Raw genomic sequence first — 13,287 nt, forward strand, 5'->3', positions numbered from 1 at the left:
GTCGCGCGTGAAGGAGATGAACAAGTCGCTCGAAGAGGCGGCGCTGGATCTCGGCGCAACGCCGCTGAAGGTGTTCTTCGTGGTGACGCTGCCGCTGATCTCGCAGGCGCTGCTGTCGGGGTGGCTGCTGTCGTTCACGCTGTCGATCGACGATCTGGTGCTGTCGGCGTTCCTGTCCGGGCCGGGCTCGACGACGCTGCCGCTGGTGGTGTTCTCGCGCGTGCGGCTGGGGTTGAACCCGGAGATGAACGCACTGGCGACGCTGTTCATCACGGCCGTGACGATCGGCGTGATCGTCGTGAACCGGATGATGATCGCGCGTGAACGGCGCCGCATGGCGGACATGAAGGCGGCGTTTGCGGTGGCGTGATGTCGGGCGTAATGGCGTGACGAAAGCGACGGCGGGCGCGTGACGGGCCCGCCGTTTGCGTGGGGCGCTCGCTTGCAGGGCGGGGTAACCGGTCGGTCGTGTGCCGCGCGCTTTGCTGGCATCATGTCGGACAATTCAACGACGTGCGTTCTCCCGATGACAACCGTTCCCGACGTTACGCTTCAACTGACCGACACCGAGCAGCCGGCCGCACACGATCTCATCAGCCGCAAGCTCGGCGAATTCAATCATGCGATGACGGGGCGCGCCGACGCGGCCGCGCTCGACGTGTACGTCACCGATTCCGCGACCGGCGAGATCGTGGGTGGCCTCACGGGGCGCACGTCGCTCGGCCTCTTCTTCATCGATCTCTTTTACCTGCCCGAATCGTTGCGCGGCGGCGGCTTCGGCAGCCGGCTGCTGCGCGAGGCCGAAGCGGAAGCGAAACGACGCGGATGCGCGCGTGCGGTGCTCTACACGATCTCGTTCCAGGCGCCGGATTTCTACCGGAAGCAGGGCTACGAAGCGTTCGGCGAAGTGCCGTGCGAGCCGGAAGGCACGTCGCGCGTGTTCATGGTGAAGGTGCTTTGAATCGTTTCAGCCCGTTCGCGCCGCGCGGCACGCACGCCGACGCAGCGCGAACGACGGCGTTCGGGCGTCGGCATCCAGGCGCCGGCCCCACGAGAGGGCGGCGTCACTGAATGCCCGCCCTCGCGCGGGCTGAACTGCTTTCGTGCGAACCGCCGCGGGGCGCATGCCACGCGCGTCAGCAATGCTCGAGCGCGTACGACAGGTCGGCGATCAGGTCGTCCGGATGTTCGAGCCCGACTGACACACGAATCAATCCTTCCGACACGCCCGCCGCCGCACGCGCCTGGGCCGGTACGCCCGAATGCGTCGTTGACGCCGGATGGCAGATCAGCGACTCCGTGCCGCCGAGGCTGACGGCCGACTTGAAGAGCGTCAGGTGGTTGATGAACCTGAACGCCTGCTCGCGGCCGCCGTCGAGGATGAACGCGAAGGTCGAGCCGGGCCCGCTGCACTGGCGCTGGTAGACGGCCTGGTAGGCCGGATCGTCGATGAGCTCGGGGTGCAGCACGCGTACCGGGCGATGCGGATTGCCGGCGAGCCAGCGGGCGACGGCGCTGCCGCTGCGTGCGGCTTGCTGCATGCGCAGCACGAGCGTTTCCATCGAGCGGGTGATCATCCACGACGAATGCGGGTCGAGCTGCGAGCCGAGCGTGCTGCGGATCGAGCGGATCTTCGTGATCAACTCGCGAGTGCCCGTGACGCCGCCGGCGACGAGGTCGCTATGCCCGCCGATGTATTTCGTCAGCGAGTACACGCTCAGGTCGATGCCTTGCCGCGACGGCTTCTGGTACAGCGGCCCGAGCAGCGTGTTGTCGCAGACCGACAGCGGGCGACAGCCGTGGCGTGCTTCGAACGCATCGATCTCGTTGCGCAACCCTTCGAGGTCGAACAGCGCGTTGGTCGGGTTGGCGGGCGTCTCGATGTAGCACATCCGCACGTTGCCCTTTTGCGCGGCCGCTTCGAGCGCATCGCGGATCGCGTGGGTGGACAGCCCGTCGGCGATCACTTCGGAGCGAATGCCCCACTCGGGCAGGAACTTCGAGATCAGTGTTTCGGTGCCGCCATACAGCGGCACGGACTGGACGACGCAGTCGCCCGGCCGCAGGAACGTCAGCAGGATCGCGGCGATGGCCGACATGCCGCTCGACGTCACGACGGCCGCTTCGGAATCGTCGAGCAGGGCGAGGCGATCCTCGACGATTTCCAGGTTCGGGTGATTGAAACGGCTGTAGACGAGGCCCGCGCCTTCGCCTTCGGGCGAAGGCTTGCGCCCGGCCACGACGTCGAAGAATTCGGCGCCGTCCTCGGCCGTGCGGAACGCGAAGGTCGACGTGAGGAACACGGGCGGCTTCACCGATCCTTCCGACAGGAACGGATCATAGCCGTACGACATCATCTGGGTTTCGGGGTGGAGTTCCCGGCCTGCAATCTTGCGCTTGTGATAGTTGCGATAGGCCATGGAGTGCTCCGTGCAGGGTAGTGAGGAACGGCCGTTGCAGCGGTGGCATGATGCGTGCGGTGCCGGGTAGGCACCGGGCGTCGCGACCGTGTGTGGCGATACTACTCCGAAGGCGCTGCTTCGTGACGCACCCCTGACACTATCGTCAGGGTGTCGCCTGTTCGACGATCATGTCGTACAGGGCACGGGCGGCCGGCGACAGTTGCGCACTCTTGCGCGTGACGAGCACGAGCGTGCGCGATACCGCCGGCTCGACGAGCTCGATCGTGCGGATCATCGGATACGCGTTCTTCTGGATCGCGAGTTTCGGCACCACGGCCGCACCGAGCCCCTCCGCGACGAGCCCGAGCGCCGTCGAGCTGCGCTGCACCTCGTAGAACGAATGCAGCGACACGCCGCTCGTCTTCAGCGCGCCGTCGAGCAGCCCGCGATTGCCGCTCACTTCGCCGGCGAAGATCAGCGGATGCGGTTGTAACGCCGCCCAGCGAATGCGCCGCCGCTTCGCGAGCGGATGATCGTCGCGGCACACCAGCACATAGGGATCGCTCGTCAGCGGCACGTTGACCAGTTCGGGATGCTGGTCGCCGGCAATGCCGATGCCGAACTCGGCCTCGCGATGCAGCACGGCCTGCAGCACCGACGCCGACGCGTGATCGAGGATCTTCACGCGATCGTGTGGCCGGTGCGCGGAGAACGCGCGCAGGATGCGCGGCAGGTATTGCACGCCGACCGTCGGCACGCACGCGATCGTGACGTCGCCGCGCTGGCTCAGGCCGGTTTCGCGAATTTCGGTGAGCGCGTCGGACAGCTCGTTCAGCAGCCGGCGTGCTTGCGGCAGGAAGCGGCGGCCGATTTCGGTGAGTGTGGTGCGGCGCGTGGTGCGCTCGACGAGCGCGACGCCGAGAAAAGTTTCGAGCTTGCGCAGCCGCTGCGTGATGGCCGTCTGCGTGACGTGCAGCGTGTCGGCTGCCTGCCGGAAGCTGCCGCCGTCGGCGATCGCGACGAAGGCCTGAACACCGAGCGTATCGATTTTCATCAGATATATGAATCAATCACGATATTAAATTCATTTTACTGAACTCCGTTGCGATCGCAGAATGCGATGGTTCGACGGCTAGCGGCGTCCCATCCGTGTAGAAGGCAAGGCCGTCCACGCCGACCAGGAGAAACGACATGACGACCCCACTCGATCGATACGCCGCCCAGTATGTGCAATTCGAGGACGAACGCACGCGGCCGATCCGCGATCTGTTGGCCGCCGTGCCGGACACGCCGATCCATACCGCGATCGACATCGGCTGTGGGCCCGGCAATTCGACGGAGGCGCTGATCGCGCGTGCGCCGCACGCCACGGTTCACGGGATCGATGCCTCGGCGGACATGATCGACGCCGCGCGCAAGCGCCTGCCGGACTTGCGTTTCGATGTCGTGGATATCTCCACCTGGGACGATCCGGGCGGCTACGACCTGATTCTCGCGAATGCGGTGCTGCAATGGGTGCCTGCGCACGACACGCTGTTTCCGGCGCTCGTCGGCCGGCTCGCGCCGGGCGGCCACCTTGCGGTGCAGATGCCCGACAACCTCGACGAACCCGCGCACCGGCTGATGCGCGAGGTTGCCGCGGCCGGGCCGTGGGCGGACAAGCTGAAAGGCGCGGCGCGCACTGAGCGGTTCGACGCGCGTTATTACCACGCGCTGCTGTCGCCGCTGTGCTCGCGGGTGGACGTGTGGCGCACGACCTATTACCACCCACTGCGCGGTGGTGCCGACGCGGTCGTCGAATGGTTCAAGGGCAGCGCGCTGCGGCCGTTCCTCGCAGCGCTCGACGACGGCGAGCGCGCGGCGTTTCTCGCGCGGTATCGCGAGGCGATCGCGGGGCCGGGCGGCTATCCGGCGCTCGCCGACGGCACCGTGCTGTTGCCGTTCCCGCGTCTGTTCATCGTCGCGACGCGGCCATGACTCAGCCATGACTCAGCCATGACCCGGCCTTGAAGCGCGGGCGGCGGTGCGTCAGCGCGCCGGCCGCATCGATTCCGGGTCGACCGTGCGGATCCGCGCGGTCTGCCCGTCGCGCAGGTCCTTGTACCAGAACAGCGCCACTTCACCGTCGTTCTCGTCGTCCGCGTACAGCAGGCGATCATGTCCGCCCAGCACGAAGCCCGAGCGCGCATACGTGCTGCACGCGGCGACATTGTTCGACTGCGTTTCCAGCCGCATGAAGCCGAACCCGTGTCCGCGCGCCCAGGATTCGGCGGCCGCCAGCAGCAACAGCCCGATGCCTTGCCGCCGGCAGTGGCGGTCGACGGCCAGCTCTGCGATCTCGGCCATCCCGTTCCAGCTCTGGCCGATCGCCACGAACCCGGCGAGCCGACCGCCGGCCGTCGCGCGAAAGAGCGCCGTTTTGTCGGACGCCTCGTCCGCCCAGCCGGCCGGATCGAAGCCGTAATTCTTGCGGCGCGCCGGCAGCGCGCGGAGATCGAGCAAGTCCTGATACGGCGCGTTCAATTCCCAGGCGATGTCGAACGAGAAGTCGCATCGGTCCAGTTCGTCGGCGGGCAGCCCGCTCGTCTGTTCGATGCTGATGTGTTCGGCTCGGTCCATGTGTCGGTGTCCTGTCTTCTTCGGGATGGCGTGGTGTCGTCCGTCACGCGATCGCCGGCGTCGTGATGGGCGCCGCATCGCGTTTGTTCTTGTGTCGATTTTTTGCGCCCGCACAATTCGCCGTGCGCGAGACCGGTACAGACTGGCTGCGTCCGTGACCGCGGAACGCGGGCCAGCCATGAACCGAACGGCGACGCAAACGTGTGCGGGGTTCGCGCGCCGGCTGCGGCGCTCGTTCAACCGACTGATTATGCGGGATTTCGGCGTAGGCACGGCGGCCGGCATCGGGGCGGTGCCCGCTGCCGCGCGTCTTGCTTCCGATCCGCATGGCCGTCGATCGCATGTGGATGAAAGACGACAGGAACCCGAATAAATGTTTACCGTTGCGTGACAACTCGATATATTCCGCAAAACATATCGAAGGTCGTGGCGTCGTCTGGCGCCACGTCGTCCACCCGCTCCACGAAAGCCGGAAGAGATTCTGACCGGCATCGCCGGAGCAATGCGTCGTCGCGGCATGCGCAACCGGTGCGCACGCTTCCCGACGCTGCAATACGAGCGGCTGCCCTGCGGCATGCCGCTTCCGCAAGCCCACACTGGCATCGAAACGACGCATCGTGCACGCGCATGAGGGGTAGGTGTGTGCGGCGATCCCGTGGCTTGCGCTTGTTCGTCAGTCGGTTCTTCGTCAACACGCCGCGCGTCGCGCTGCGACGCAGGCGCGCGCGTCAACAACGTGCGTCAACAACAAAAGGAAGTGAACGTGAAAAAGACCATCGTGGCCGCGGCCGCACTCGGGATGTTCGGCACCGCCGTCCACGCGCAAAGCAGCGTCACGCTCTACGGGCTGATCGATGCGGGTATCACGTATTCGAACAAGGTCGCGACGTCGGGCGGGCACGGCAAGCTCGTCAAGTACGGCGACGGCGTCGCATCGGGCAGCCGCTGGGGCATCCGCGGCACCGAGGATCTCGGCGGCGGGCTGAAGGCGTTGTTCGTGCTGGAAAACGGCTTCAGCAGCGGCGATGGCTCGATCGGCCAGGGTGGCGCGCTGTTCGGCCGGCAGGCGTTCGTCGGCCTGTCGAAGAACGGAATCGGTTCGCTGACGTTCGGCCGTCAGTACTCGTTCTCGACCGACTACATCGGCGCGAACTATTCGATGGGCAGCCAGACGCCGGCCGGCAACTACGCGTATCACATCAACGACCTCGACCAGCTGACGTCGAGCCGCATCAACAACGCGGTGAAGTTCCAGAGTGCGAACTTTGCGGGTCTCACGTTCGGCGCGATGTACGGCTTCTCGAACTCGACGCAGTTCGCGGGCACGCCGACCACGACCGGTGCGAACGGCGCGCAGGGTTCGTCGAGCGCGTACAGCTTCGGTGCGAACTATGCGCAAGGGCCGTTCGGCATCGGCGCCGCGTACACGAACATCCGCTTCCCGAACGGCGCGACGCCCGCGTTCGGCGTGAGCATCGCGAACATCAACACGCAAGGATTGCGCGATCTCGAGACGGTCGGCGTCGGCGCGCGCTATGCGATCGCGGCGGCGCTCGTGTGGGCGAACTGGACGCATACGAAGTTCGTGCCGCTGTCGGGCGAATCGTCGAAGCTGAACAACTACGAAATCGGTGGCCGCTATGCGTTCACGCCGGCCTTGAGCGGCGGTCTCGGCTATACGTTCTCGAAGCTCGACGGCCGCTTTGACGGCAAATGGCACCAGGTCAACGCCGCGGTCGACTATGCGCTGTCGAAGCGTACGGACGTCTACGTGAGCGCGGCCTATCAGAAGGCGTCGGGCAGCAACACGATCAACGGCCGCGCGGTGCCGGTCCAGGCCGAGATCGGCTCGTCGGGGTCGTTCATCGGCAACGCGGGCGCGAACACGCAGTTCGTCACGCGGATCGGCCTGCGTCACAAGTTCTAATCGACCGCGCGCGAGCGGGCGCTCCATCGGGGCGCCCGTTTTGCTGTGGCGTGTGGAGAAGCGCGACTCGGCACCGGTTCGCGAATCGCTATATTCTCCTGTGCATATCGAAACGACGAACGACGGAACCCACCCCCTTTCACCCGTACGGGAGCACCATCTTGAATTCGATGCACCGCGAAGCCGTCGGCGAAGCCTTTTCGCTCGACGCGATGCAGCACGCAAGAACCATGACATGGCAGGCCGTCGACGCGATCGCCGCGGGCATCCGGCCCGGCATGCGGGAATCGGAGGCGAACGCGCTGGGGCTGAGCGTGCTGAAGGATCTCGGGATGGACCGGATCTGGCATCCGGTGCTCGTCCGCTTCGGGGAAAACACGCTGCGCACGTTCAAGGAGCGCTCGGTGGCGGACCCCGTCCTCGCCGCGGACGACATCTTCTTCATCGACCTGGGCGCGGTGTGGGCGAAGCATGAGGGCGACGCGGGTGCGACGTTCGTGTGCGGCGACGATCCCGACATGCATGCGTGTGCGCGTGCGGCGCGCGCGATCTACGACGAAGTCGAACATCACTGGCGCACCACCGGCTGCGCGGGTATCGCGCTGTACGAATTCGCCGCGCAACGCGCCGACGCGCACGGCTTCCGGCTTAACGTCGACATCAAGGGGCATCGCGTCAGCGACTTTCCGCACGCGATCTACAAGGCCGGCAATCTCGGTGACTTCGATGCCGCGCCGGCGGCCGGGCTGTGGATCCTCGAAATCCAGATCGCGCACCCGACGCGGCCGTTCGGCGCGTTCTACGAGGATCTGCTCGTATAACGCATCCGCATCGGCTGAAAAGCGTTCGGGCGCAACGTGGTACGTCACGCCGGAGTGCGTGCCGGCCCCATGCGGGCGGCCGGCACGGTCTGGCCAGGCCGTCAGATGTTGATCGTGACGGGGCCCGCGAGCGGCGTGTAGCCATCGTCGAACAGGTACCACGCATCGTACTGCCCCGACGCCAGCGTACTGTTGGCCGTTGACGAGAACAGCAGCGAGCCGGTGCTCTTCGGCAGGTACGCCCACGATTTGTAGCTGCCCTTGGTCGGCTGCGCGTCATGCGCAAAGATGCCCACCCAGTTCTTCGGGCTGTGGCGCCACGGCGGCGCGACGTAGTCGAAGCGCAGCGTGCCGAACGTCGAGCCCTGCGACGCGAGCGACGCGACGAACTGCTTGCCGGTATTGCCGATCGCCGAATCCGTGAGCAGCGCGCCGGATTGCGTCTGCACGCAGCCGGCCACGCGGCGCAGGAAGTTCGGATCGTTCGCATCGCGGATGCTGGCGTCGTACCAGCCGCCGTCGCCGTACCACGTGACGGCTTGCGTCGCGCCGGCCGCGACGATGACTGACTGCCTCGTGTTCATCCCGTAGGCGTTGTCGGTGAGCTGGAATGTCGTCGAGCTGGACCCTGCGGAGTTGTCGAGCGTGATCTGCACGTTGCCGTTCGCGACGTCGTAGCACAGGCTGATTTCGGCGCTCGATCCTGTGTTGCCGGACGAACCGATGCTGCCGCGGAACGTCTGCAGGAAGCCGTTCGGCCCGTAGACGGAATAGTCGTAGCTGCCACCGCCATTCAGCGCGAGCGAATCCGACAGGTTCGCGCACTGGGTCGCGCCGGCCGCGATCGTGTAATGCCGGGGGATCGTGCTCGTGCCGTCGACCCACGCCTGCAGGTGCACGCCCGCGGTGCCGGTGTTGGTCATCGTCAGCGCCAGCGCGTTGCCGGCGCGGTTGACCTTGCCTTGCACGAAGAACTCGTAGGGCAGGCGGCAGGCAGTGCTGCGGCCGGCGGTCTGTGCCGGCACCGCTGTGGTGGTCGGGTAGGGGATCAGGACGGCCGGGCCGTTCGGGTTCATGTTGCTCGCCGGCGGCTGGATCGCGGGCACCGTCTGGTCGGCGTTCGAGAAATCGAAGGCCGAGGTCAGGTCGCCGCACACCGCGCGTCGCCACGGCGAGATGTTGGTTTCCTGAAACCCGAAGCGCGCTTCCAGGAACCGGACCACCGACGTGTGATCGAAGACCTGAGAATTCACCTTACCGCCCTTCGACCACGGCGAGATCACGAACATCGGCACGCGCGGCCCGAGCCCGATCGGCACGTCGCCGCTCGCCGAGCCGTCCGATGCGCTGCCGCTGCTGGCGACGAATTCCGCGGCCGTCGAGACGGTCGACCGCCCGGTGCCGGCCGCGGCGCTGGCCGGGACGGCGGGCGGCACGTGATCGAACAGGCCGTCGTTCTCGTCGTACATCACGAGCAGGACCGTGCTGGCCCAGACCTTCGGATTCGAGGTCAGCGCATTCAGCACGTTGCTCACGTACCATTCGCCGCCGCTCGCGGCCCACGACGGATGCTCGCAGTACGCGTAAGGCGCGGCGATCCACGACACTTGCGGCAACGTGTCGTTCGCGACGTCGGCCTGCAGCTGGCTGAACAGGTTCGCGTCGTATTCCTTGCCGCCGCCGCTCGGGTCGATCTGCGTGCCGTTGAGCGCGGGCGCCAGCGGATCGTTGGCGCCGAGGTTCTGGTACTGCTTGAAGTTGAGGACGATGTTGTCGCCGTAGTTCCCGTTCCACCACAGCGTGCTGCCGGCGCTGTTGGAATTGCCGTACGCATGGCCGGCATCCAGGCCGTTGCCCTTGTCCTGATAGAACTTCCACGTGATGCCGGCCGCGTTCAGCCGTTCCGGCAGGGTCGTCCAGCCGGTGCCGGTCATCGTGTTGTCCGTGTACGGCGAATAGCCCGGCACGTTGCCGCAGCAGCCGGTCCACAGATACAGCCGGTTCGGGTCGGTCGGGCCGAGCATCGAGCAGTGGTAGTCGTCGCACACCGTGAACGCGCTCGCCAGCGCGTAGTAGAACGGGACGTCGTTCTGCGTGAAGTAGTACATCGTGCCGCTGGTCTTCGCGCCGGTCCAGTTGTCGTAGCGGCCGTTGTTCCAGGCGCTGTGCGTGGTGCCCCAGTCGTGAGGGAGGTCGCCGTAGTAGGTGTCGCCGTTCGCCGTGCCGAAGGGCGGGGACGGGTTGAACGGGAACACGTAGGACAGCATCCAGGGCTGGCGCCACACCGGATACCCGCTCGAAATCACGACCGGCCGCGGATCGCCGAAGCCGCGCGCGCCGCCCAGCGTGCCGAGGTAGTGGTCGAACGAACGGTTTTCCTGCATCAGGATCACGACGTGCTTCACGTCCTGGATCGTGCCGGTGACGGTGGCCGCCGGAATGGCCTGCGCGCGCGCGATGCTGTCGGGCAGCATGCCCGTGATCGCGGTGGCACCGGCGAGTTTCAACGCATCGGCGAGGAACTGACGTCGGGTTGCGGGTTTGTTTTGCATGATCGCTCTCTGTCTTGGATGACGGGCCTTGCGGCCGGCGTCGGTCAGTGGCACGCGCTCGCGCAGTGCAGGACGGGCGTGGACGCCGAGCCCGGTGCGGCCGCACGCGCGGCCGCCACGTTGGCCGCGGTGCCCGAGTCGCCATCGCCGCAAGCGGCCAGCGTGCACAGGAGCGCGATCATGAAAACGCCGCGCCAGTGCGGAAAGCGGCTTTCCGACTGGCGCGAGTTGACGATTGGCTTTCTATCTGATTCGAATCGGATTCCTGAATGATCGGGATGGTTGCTGCGTGCTCCGTATTTCATTACCCCTCCAGACATGAAAAATGAACCGCAGAGAATAGCGCCCGAATCAGAACAACTTCATGACAGGCCACCCGCGCGTGCCTGCCACTTGCAACAGCTTGGCGTCGGGATTGGTGGCGACCGGATGCGTGACGTAATCCAGTAGCGGCACGTCGTTGATCGAATCGCTGTAGAAGTAGGTGCGCTCGAAATCGGACGGCGCGTAGCCGAGTGATTCCAGCCACTCGGTGGTGCGCACGATCTTCCCTTCGCGGAAGCTCGGCACGCCCGTACTGCGCCCGGTAAATGCACCGCCCGGCGTGCCGTCGTCGGTATCGAGCTCGATACCGAGCAGGTGCTCTATGCCGAATTCCGCTGCGATCGGCCGCGTGACGAAGACGTTGGTCGCCGTCACGATGCAGCAGAGATCGCCGTTCTCGCGATGGCGGTCGACCAGCTCGCGCGCCTGTGGCGTGATCGCCGGACGAATCACCTCGTCCATGAATCGCACATGCCAGCGTTCGAGTACCTTGCGCGGATAGCGGGTGAGCGGCGCGAGCGTCACGGCGAGATACGCGTCCATGTCGAGCGTGCCGGCCGCATAGTGGCCGTAGTGCTCGTCGATCAGCGCCACATGCGCATCGTCTTCCCGCCAGCCCACTCGCGTGATGAAGCGGCTCCAGGCCTGGTCGCTGTCGAGCGGCAGCAGCGTGTGGTCGAGGTCGAACAGCGCGAGATTCTTGTACATGGGGGGTTCCTTGTGTTGCGTGTTCATGCGCCGATGAGCTTCTCGATCGCGTCCTTCGCGTTCTTGCCGTCGATGGTCGTGACGCCGTCGAGCCACTTCGTCAGCACGCCGGGGTTCTTCTTCGCCCATTCCTTCGCGACCGCGACCGGATCCGCGTGATTCATGATCGGCACCATCAACTGGTTCTCTTCGTCGGTCGTGAACTTCAGGTTGGTCAGCAGCCGGCCGACGTTCGGACAGCGTTCGAGGTAGCCGGGCGTGACGAGCGTATAGACCTTCGCCGAGCCGTAGTTCGGGCCGAACACGCCGTCGCCGCCGTCGAGATAGGCGATCTTGTAGTTGATGTTCATCGGATGCGGCTCCCACGCGAGGAACACGATCATCCGGTGCTCCTGCACCGCGCGCGTGACCTGGACGAGCATCCCGGCCTCGCTCGATTCGACCAGCTTGAAGCCGCCGAGTCCGAACTCGTTCTTGTCGATCATCCGCTGGATCAGCGCGTTGCCGTTGTTGCCGGCACCGATCCCGTAGATCTTGCCGTCGAGCTGGTCGCGGAACTTCGCGATATCGGCAAAGCTCCTGAGGCCCTTGTCCGATGCGTATTGCGGCACGGCCAGCGTATAGCGCGCGCCGACCAGGTTCGGTTGCGGCAGCTGGTGGACGGCGCCGGCATCGACGAACGGCTTCACCGTCGGCGTCATGCTCGGATCCCAGTAGCCGAGGAACGCGTCGATCTGTGCCTTCTTCACGCCGGCGAGCACGATCGGCGGCGACGCGATCGTCTTGGTCGCCTCGTAACCGAGCCCGTCGAGCAGCATCATCGCGACGCCGGTGGTGGCTGCGATGTCGCTCCAGCCGACATCGCCGAGCGTCACCTTTTTGCAGACGTCGCCTTCCGACGCGTGAGCGGGGGCCGTCGCCAGCGCTGCCAGCAGTGTTGCGGCCAGCATCCATGCCTTCTTCATCATGTTGGTCTCCTAAGCAAGTGTTCCGGATCGTGTTGCCTGAATGGTCTGACGATTGATCGTGCTGATCGGGTGAAACAAACGAACTTGGGTCTGGCTTTGTAGTTTTGCGTACCGTATATTAGAACGCACAAATTCGCAAGATCACACAAAAATACAACTCGCCGGTTACCTGGCTTGGCAACGGGCGGGCGAAGGCAGGAAGAATCGGGCGGCGGCCCACGCGGGCCGTGCCTCATCAGGTAGACCAGGCAAAGCAAGGAGACCTCGCATGATCAGTCAGCTGGAAATCATTTCTCGCCTGTTGCTGGCGGCATTGCTCGGCAGCATCGTCGGCATCGAGCGCGAGCGCCTGTCGTGGGCGGCCGGGTTGCGCACGCATATGCTGGTGGCCGTGGGCGCCGCGCTCGTGATGATCGTGTCGGCGTTCGGTTTCGCGGATATCCAGAACGCGAAGAACGTGTCGCTGGACCCGTCGCGCGTCGCCGCGCAGGTCGTGTCGGGCATCGGTTTCCTCGGCGCCGGGTCGATCATGCTGCGTGGCGAGATCATCCGCGGCCTGACGACCGCGGCGAGCCTGTGGGTCGTGGCGGCGGTCGGGCTGGCCGTGGGTGGCGGCATGTATGTGGCTGCGATCGCCGCGACGGCGATCGTGCTCGCGATCCTGGCCGGCCTGAAGCCGATCGAGAAGCGCTTCTTCGCCGCGCGGCAGCGCTGGGGCGTGCGCATCCTCGCGAGCCGGGGCGCCGTGAAGCTGACATCGCTGCAGGCGATGCCCGGCATCGACCAGGCGCGCATCGTCCAGTTCATCATCGAACAAGACGACGCCGCGCCCGATGACGACCGCATCCACGTGGTGTTTTCAAAGATGACGAGCAGCGAGGTCCAGGCGGTCCGTCAATCCCTGCAGACCCTCGTCGGCATCAAAAAGATGGAGGAGAGCGCAGCATAGTTCGCCGTTCGAATAAC

Annotated in this window: 14 protein-coding genes; 6 read left to right on the forward strand and 8 right to left on the reverse strand. The window is 65.7% G+C overall.

Annotation, left to right across the window (positions count from 1 at the left end):
- A partial coding sequence (locus QZM67_RS35225; protein ID WP_301810569.1) for an ABC transporter permease subunit occupies nucleotides 1-370 on the forward strand: 370 nt, incomplete at its 5' end.
- 156 nt (nucleotides 371-526) lie between these two features.
- Nucleotides 527-961, forward strand: coding sequence for a GNAT family N-acetyltransferase (locus QZM67_RS35230; protein ID WP_043178741.1), 435 nt, complete (start codon nucleotides 527-529; stop codon nucleotides 959-961).
- 175 nt (nucleotides 962-1,136) lie between these two features.
- Here QZM67_RS35230 and QZM67_RS35235 read toward each other — a convergent pair whose 3' ends face one another.
- Nucleotides 1,137-2,420 (reverse strand): cystathionine gamma-synthase family protein, encoded by a 1,284-nt coding sequence (locus tag QZM67_RS35235; RefSeq protein ID WP_301810572.1) that lies wholly within the window; start codon nucleotides 2,418-2,420, stop codon nucleotides 1,137-1,139.
- Between the two features lie 145 nt (nucleotides 2,421-2,565).
- Entirely contained in the window at nucleotides 2,566-3,456 is an 891-nt protein-coding gene (locus QZM67_RS35240) for a LysR family transcriptional regulator (RefSeq protein ID WP_089457484.1), read from the reverse strand.
- 137 nt (nucleotides 3,457-3,593) lie between these two features.
- Here QZM67_RS35240 and tam point away from each other — a divergent pair, with 137 nt between their 5' ends.
- The gene (tam, locus tag QZM67_RS35245) at nucleotides 3,594-4,379 is read left to right on the forward strand and encodes a trans-aconitate 2-methyltransferase (protein ID WP_301810576.1); all 786 of its coding nucleotides are present in this window, start codon (nucleotides 3,594-3,596) and stop codon (nucleotides 4,377-4,379) included.
- A gap of 51 nt (nucleotides 4,380-4,430) precedes the next feature.
- Here the strand turns inward: tam and QZM67_RS35250 are convergent, their stop codons facing one another.
- Together QZM67_RS35250 and QZM67_RS35255 are read right to left on the reverse strand one after the other, a co-directional pair.
- Nucleotides 4,431-5,021: a GNAT family N-acetyltransferase gene (locus tag QZM67_RS35250; protein ID WP_301810578.1), complete on the reverse strand. Its 591-nt coding sequence runs from the start codon at nucleotides 5,019-5,021 to the stop codon at nucleotides 4,431-4,433.
- Between the two features lie 43 nt (nucleotides 5,022-5,064).
- Nucleotides 5,065-5,637: a hypothetical protein gene (locus QZM67_RS35255; protein ID WP_301810580.1), complete on the reverse strand. Its 573-nt coding sequence runs from the start codon at nucleotides 5,635-5,637 to the stop codon at nucleotides 5,065-5,067.
- Nucleotides 5,638-5,784: 147 nt separating this feature from the next.
- Here QZM67_RS35255 and QZM67_RS35260 point away from each other — a divergent pair, with 147 nt between their 5' ends.
- Together QZM67_RS35260 and QZM67_RS35265 are read left to right on the forward strand one after the other, a co-directional pair.
- Nucleotides 5,785-6,948 (forward strand): porin, encoded by a 1,164-nt coding sequence (locus QZM67_RS35260; RefSeq protein ID WP_301810581.1) that lies wholly within the window; start codon nucleotides 5,785-5,787, stop codon nucleotides 6,946-6,948.
- A gap of 161 nt (nucleotides 6,949-7,109) precedes the next feature.
- On the forward strand, nucleotides 7,110-7,769 hold the full coding sequence (locus tag QZM67_RS35265; RefSeq protein ID WP_367620461.1) for a M24 family metallopeptidase: 660 nt from the start codon (nucleotides 7,110-7,112) through the stop codon (nucleotides 7,767-7,769).
- A gap of 101 nt (nucleotides 7,770-7,870) precedes the next feature.
- Here QZM67_RS35265 and QZM67_RS35270 read toward each other — a convergent pair whose 3' ends face one another.
- The 4 genes from QZM67_RS35270 to QZM67_RS35285 all read right to left on the reverse strand — a co-directional run bounded on the left by QZM67_RS35270 (nucleotide 7,871) and on the right by QZM67_RS35285 (nucleotide 12,318).
- Nucleotides 7,871-10,321, reverse strand: coding sequence for a phosphocholine-specific phospholipase C (locus QZM67_RS35270; RefSeq protein ID WP_301810583.1), 2,451 nt, complete (start codon nucleotides 10,319-10,321; stop codon nucleotides 7,871-7,873).
- 44 nt (nucleotides 10,322-10,365) lie between these two features.
- Entirely contained in the window at nucleotides 10,366-10,503 is a 138-nt protein-coding gene (locus QZM67_RS35275; RefSeq protein WP_226127085.1) for a hypothetical protein, read from the reverse strand.
- Between the two features lie 169 nt (nucleotides 10,504-10,672).
- Nucleotides 10,673-11,353 (reverse strand): HAD family phosphatase, encoded by a 681-nt coding sequence (locus tag QZM67_RS35280; protein WP_301810585.1) that lies wholly within the window; start codon nucleotides 11,351-11,353, stop codon nucleotides 10,673-10,675.
- Nucleotides 11,354-11,376: 23 nt separating this feature from the next.
- The gene (locus tag QZM67_RS35285) at nucleotides 11,377-12,318 is read right to left on the reverse strand and encodes a choline ABC transporter substrate-binding protein (RefSeq protein WP_235996224.1); all 942 of its coding nucleotides are present in this window, start codon (nucleotides 12,316-12,318) and stop codon (nucleotides 11,377-11,379) included.
- 271 nt (nucleotides 12,319-12,589) lie between these two features.
- On the opposite strand from QZM67_RS35285, the gene QZM67_RS35290 reads away from it, so the two are divergent.
- Nucleotides 12,590-13,270: an MgtC/SapB family protein gene (locus tag QZM67_RS35290; RefSeq protein WP_043178727.1), complete on the forward strand. Its 681-nt coding sequence runs from the start codon at nucleotides 12,590-12,592 to the stop codon at nucleotides 13,268-13,270.
- Nucleotides 13,271-13,287 lie beyond the last annotated feature (17 nt).

This window comes from Burkholderia sp. AU45251, assembly GCF_030482905.1.
In the GTDB taxonomy this organism is placed as follows: Bacteria; Pseudomonadota; Gammaproteobacteria; order Burkholderiales; family Burkholderiaceae; genus Burkholderia; species Burkholderia aenigmatica.

What these genes read in the sequence shown, in the direction of transcription:
- QZM67_RS35230 (WP_043178741.1), top strand. Translation starts at nt 527, where the DNA reads ATGACAACCGTTCCCGACGTTACGCTTCAACTGACCGACACCGAGCAG.
- QZM67_RS35235 (WP_301810572.1), bottom strand. Translation starts at nt 2,420, where the DNA reads ATGGCCTATCGCAACTATCACAAGCGCAAGATTGCAGGCCGGGAACTC.
- QZM67_RS35240 (WP_089457484.1), bottom strand. Translation starts at nt 3,456, where the DNA reads ATGAAAATCGATACGCTCGGTGTTCAGGCCTTCGTCGCGATCGCCGAC.
- tam (WP_301810576.1), top strand. Translation starts at nt 3,594, where the DNA reads ATGACGACCCCACTCGATCGATACGCCGCCCAGTATGTGCAATTCGAG.
- QZM67_RS35250 (WP_301810578.1), bottom strand. Translation starts at nt 5,021, where the DNA reads ATGGACCGAGCCGAACACATCAGCATCGAACAGACGAGCGGGCTGCCC.
- QZM67_RS35255 (WP_301810580.1), bottom strand. Translation starts at nt 5,637, where the DNA reads ATGCGTCGTTTCGATGCCAGTGTGGGCTTGCGGAAGCGGCATGCCGCA.
- QZM67_RS35270 (WP_301810583.1), bottom strand. Translation starts at nt 10,321, where the DNA reads ATGCAAAACAAACCCGCAACCCGACGTCAGTTCCTCGCCGATGCGTTG.
- QZM67_RS35275 (WP_226127085.1), bottom strand. Translation starts at nt 10,503, where the DNA reads ATGATCGCGCTCCTGTGCACGCTGGCCGCTTGCGGCGATGGCGACTCG.
- QZM67_RS35280 (WP_301810585.1), bottom strand. Translation starts at nt 11,353, where the DNA reads ATGTACAAGAATCTCGCGCTGTTCGACCTCGACCACACGCTGCTGCCG.
- QZM67_RS35285 (WP_235996224.1), bottom strand. Translation starts at nt 12,318, where the DNA reads ATGAAGAAGGCATGGATGCTGGCCGCAACACTGCTGGCAGCGCTGGCG.
- QZM67_RS35290 (WP_043178727.1), top strand. Translation starts at nt 12,590, where the DNA reads ATGATCAGTCAGCTGGAAATCATTTCTCGCCTGTTGCTGGCGGCATTG.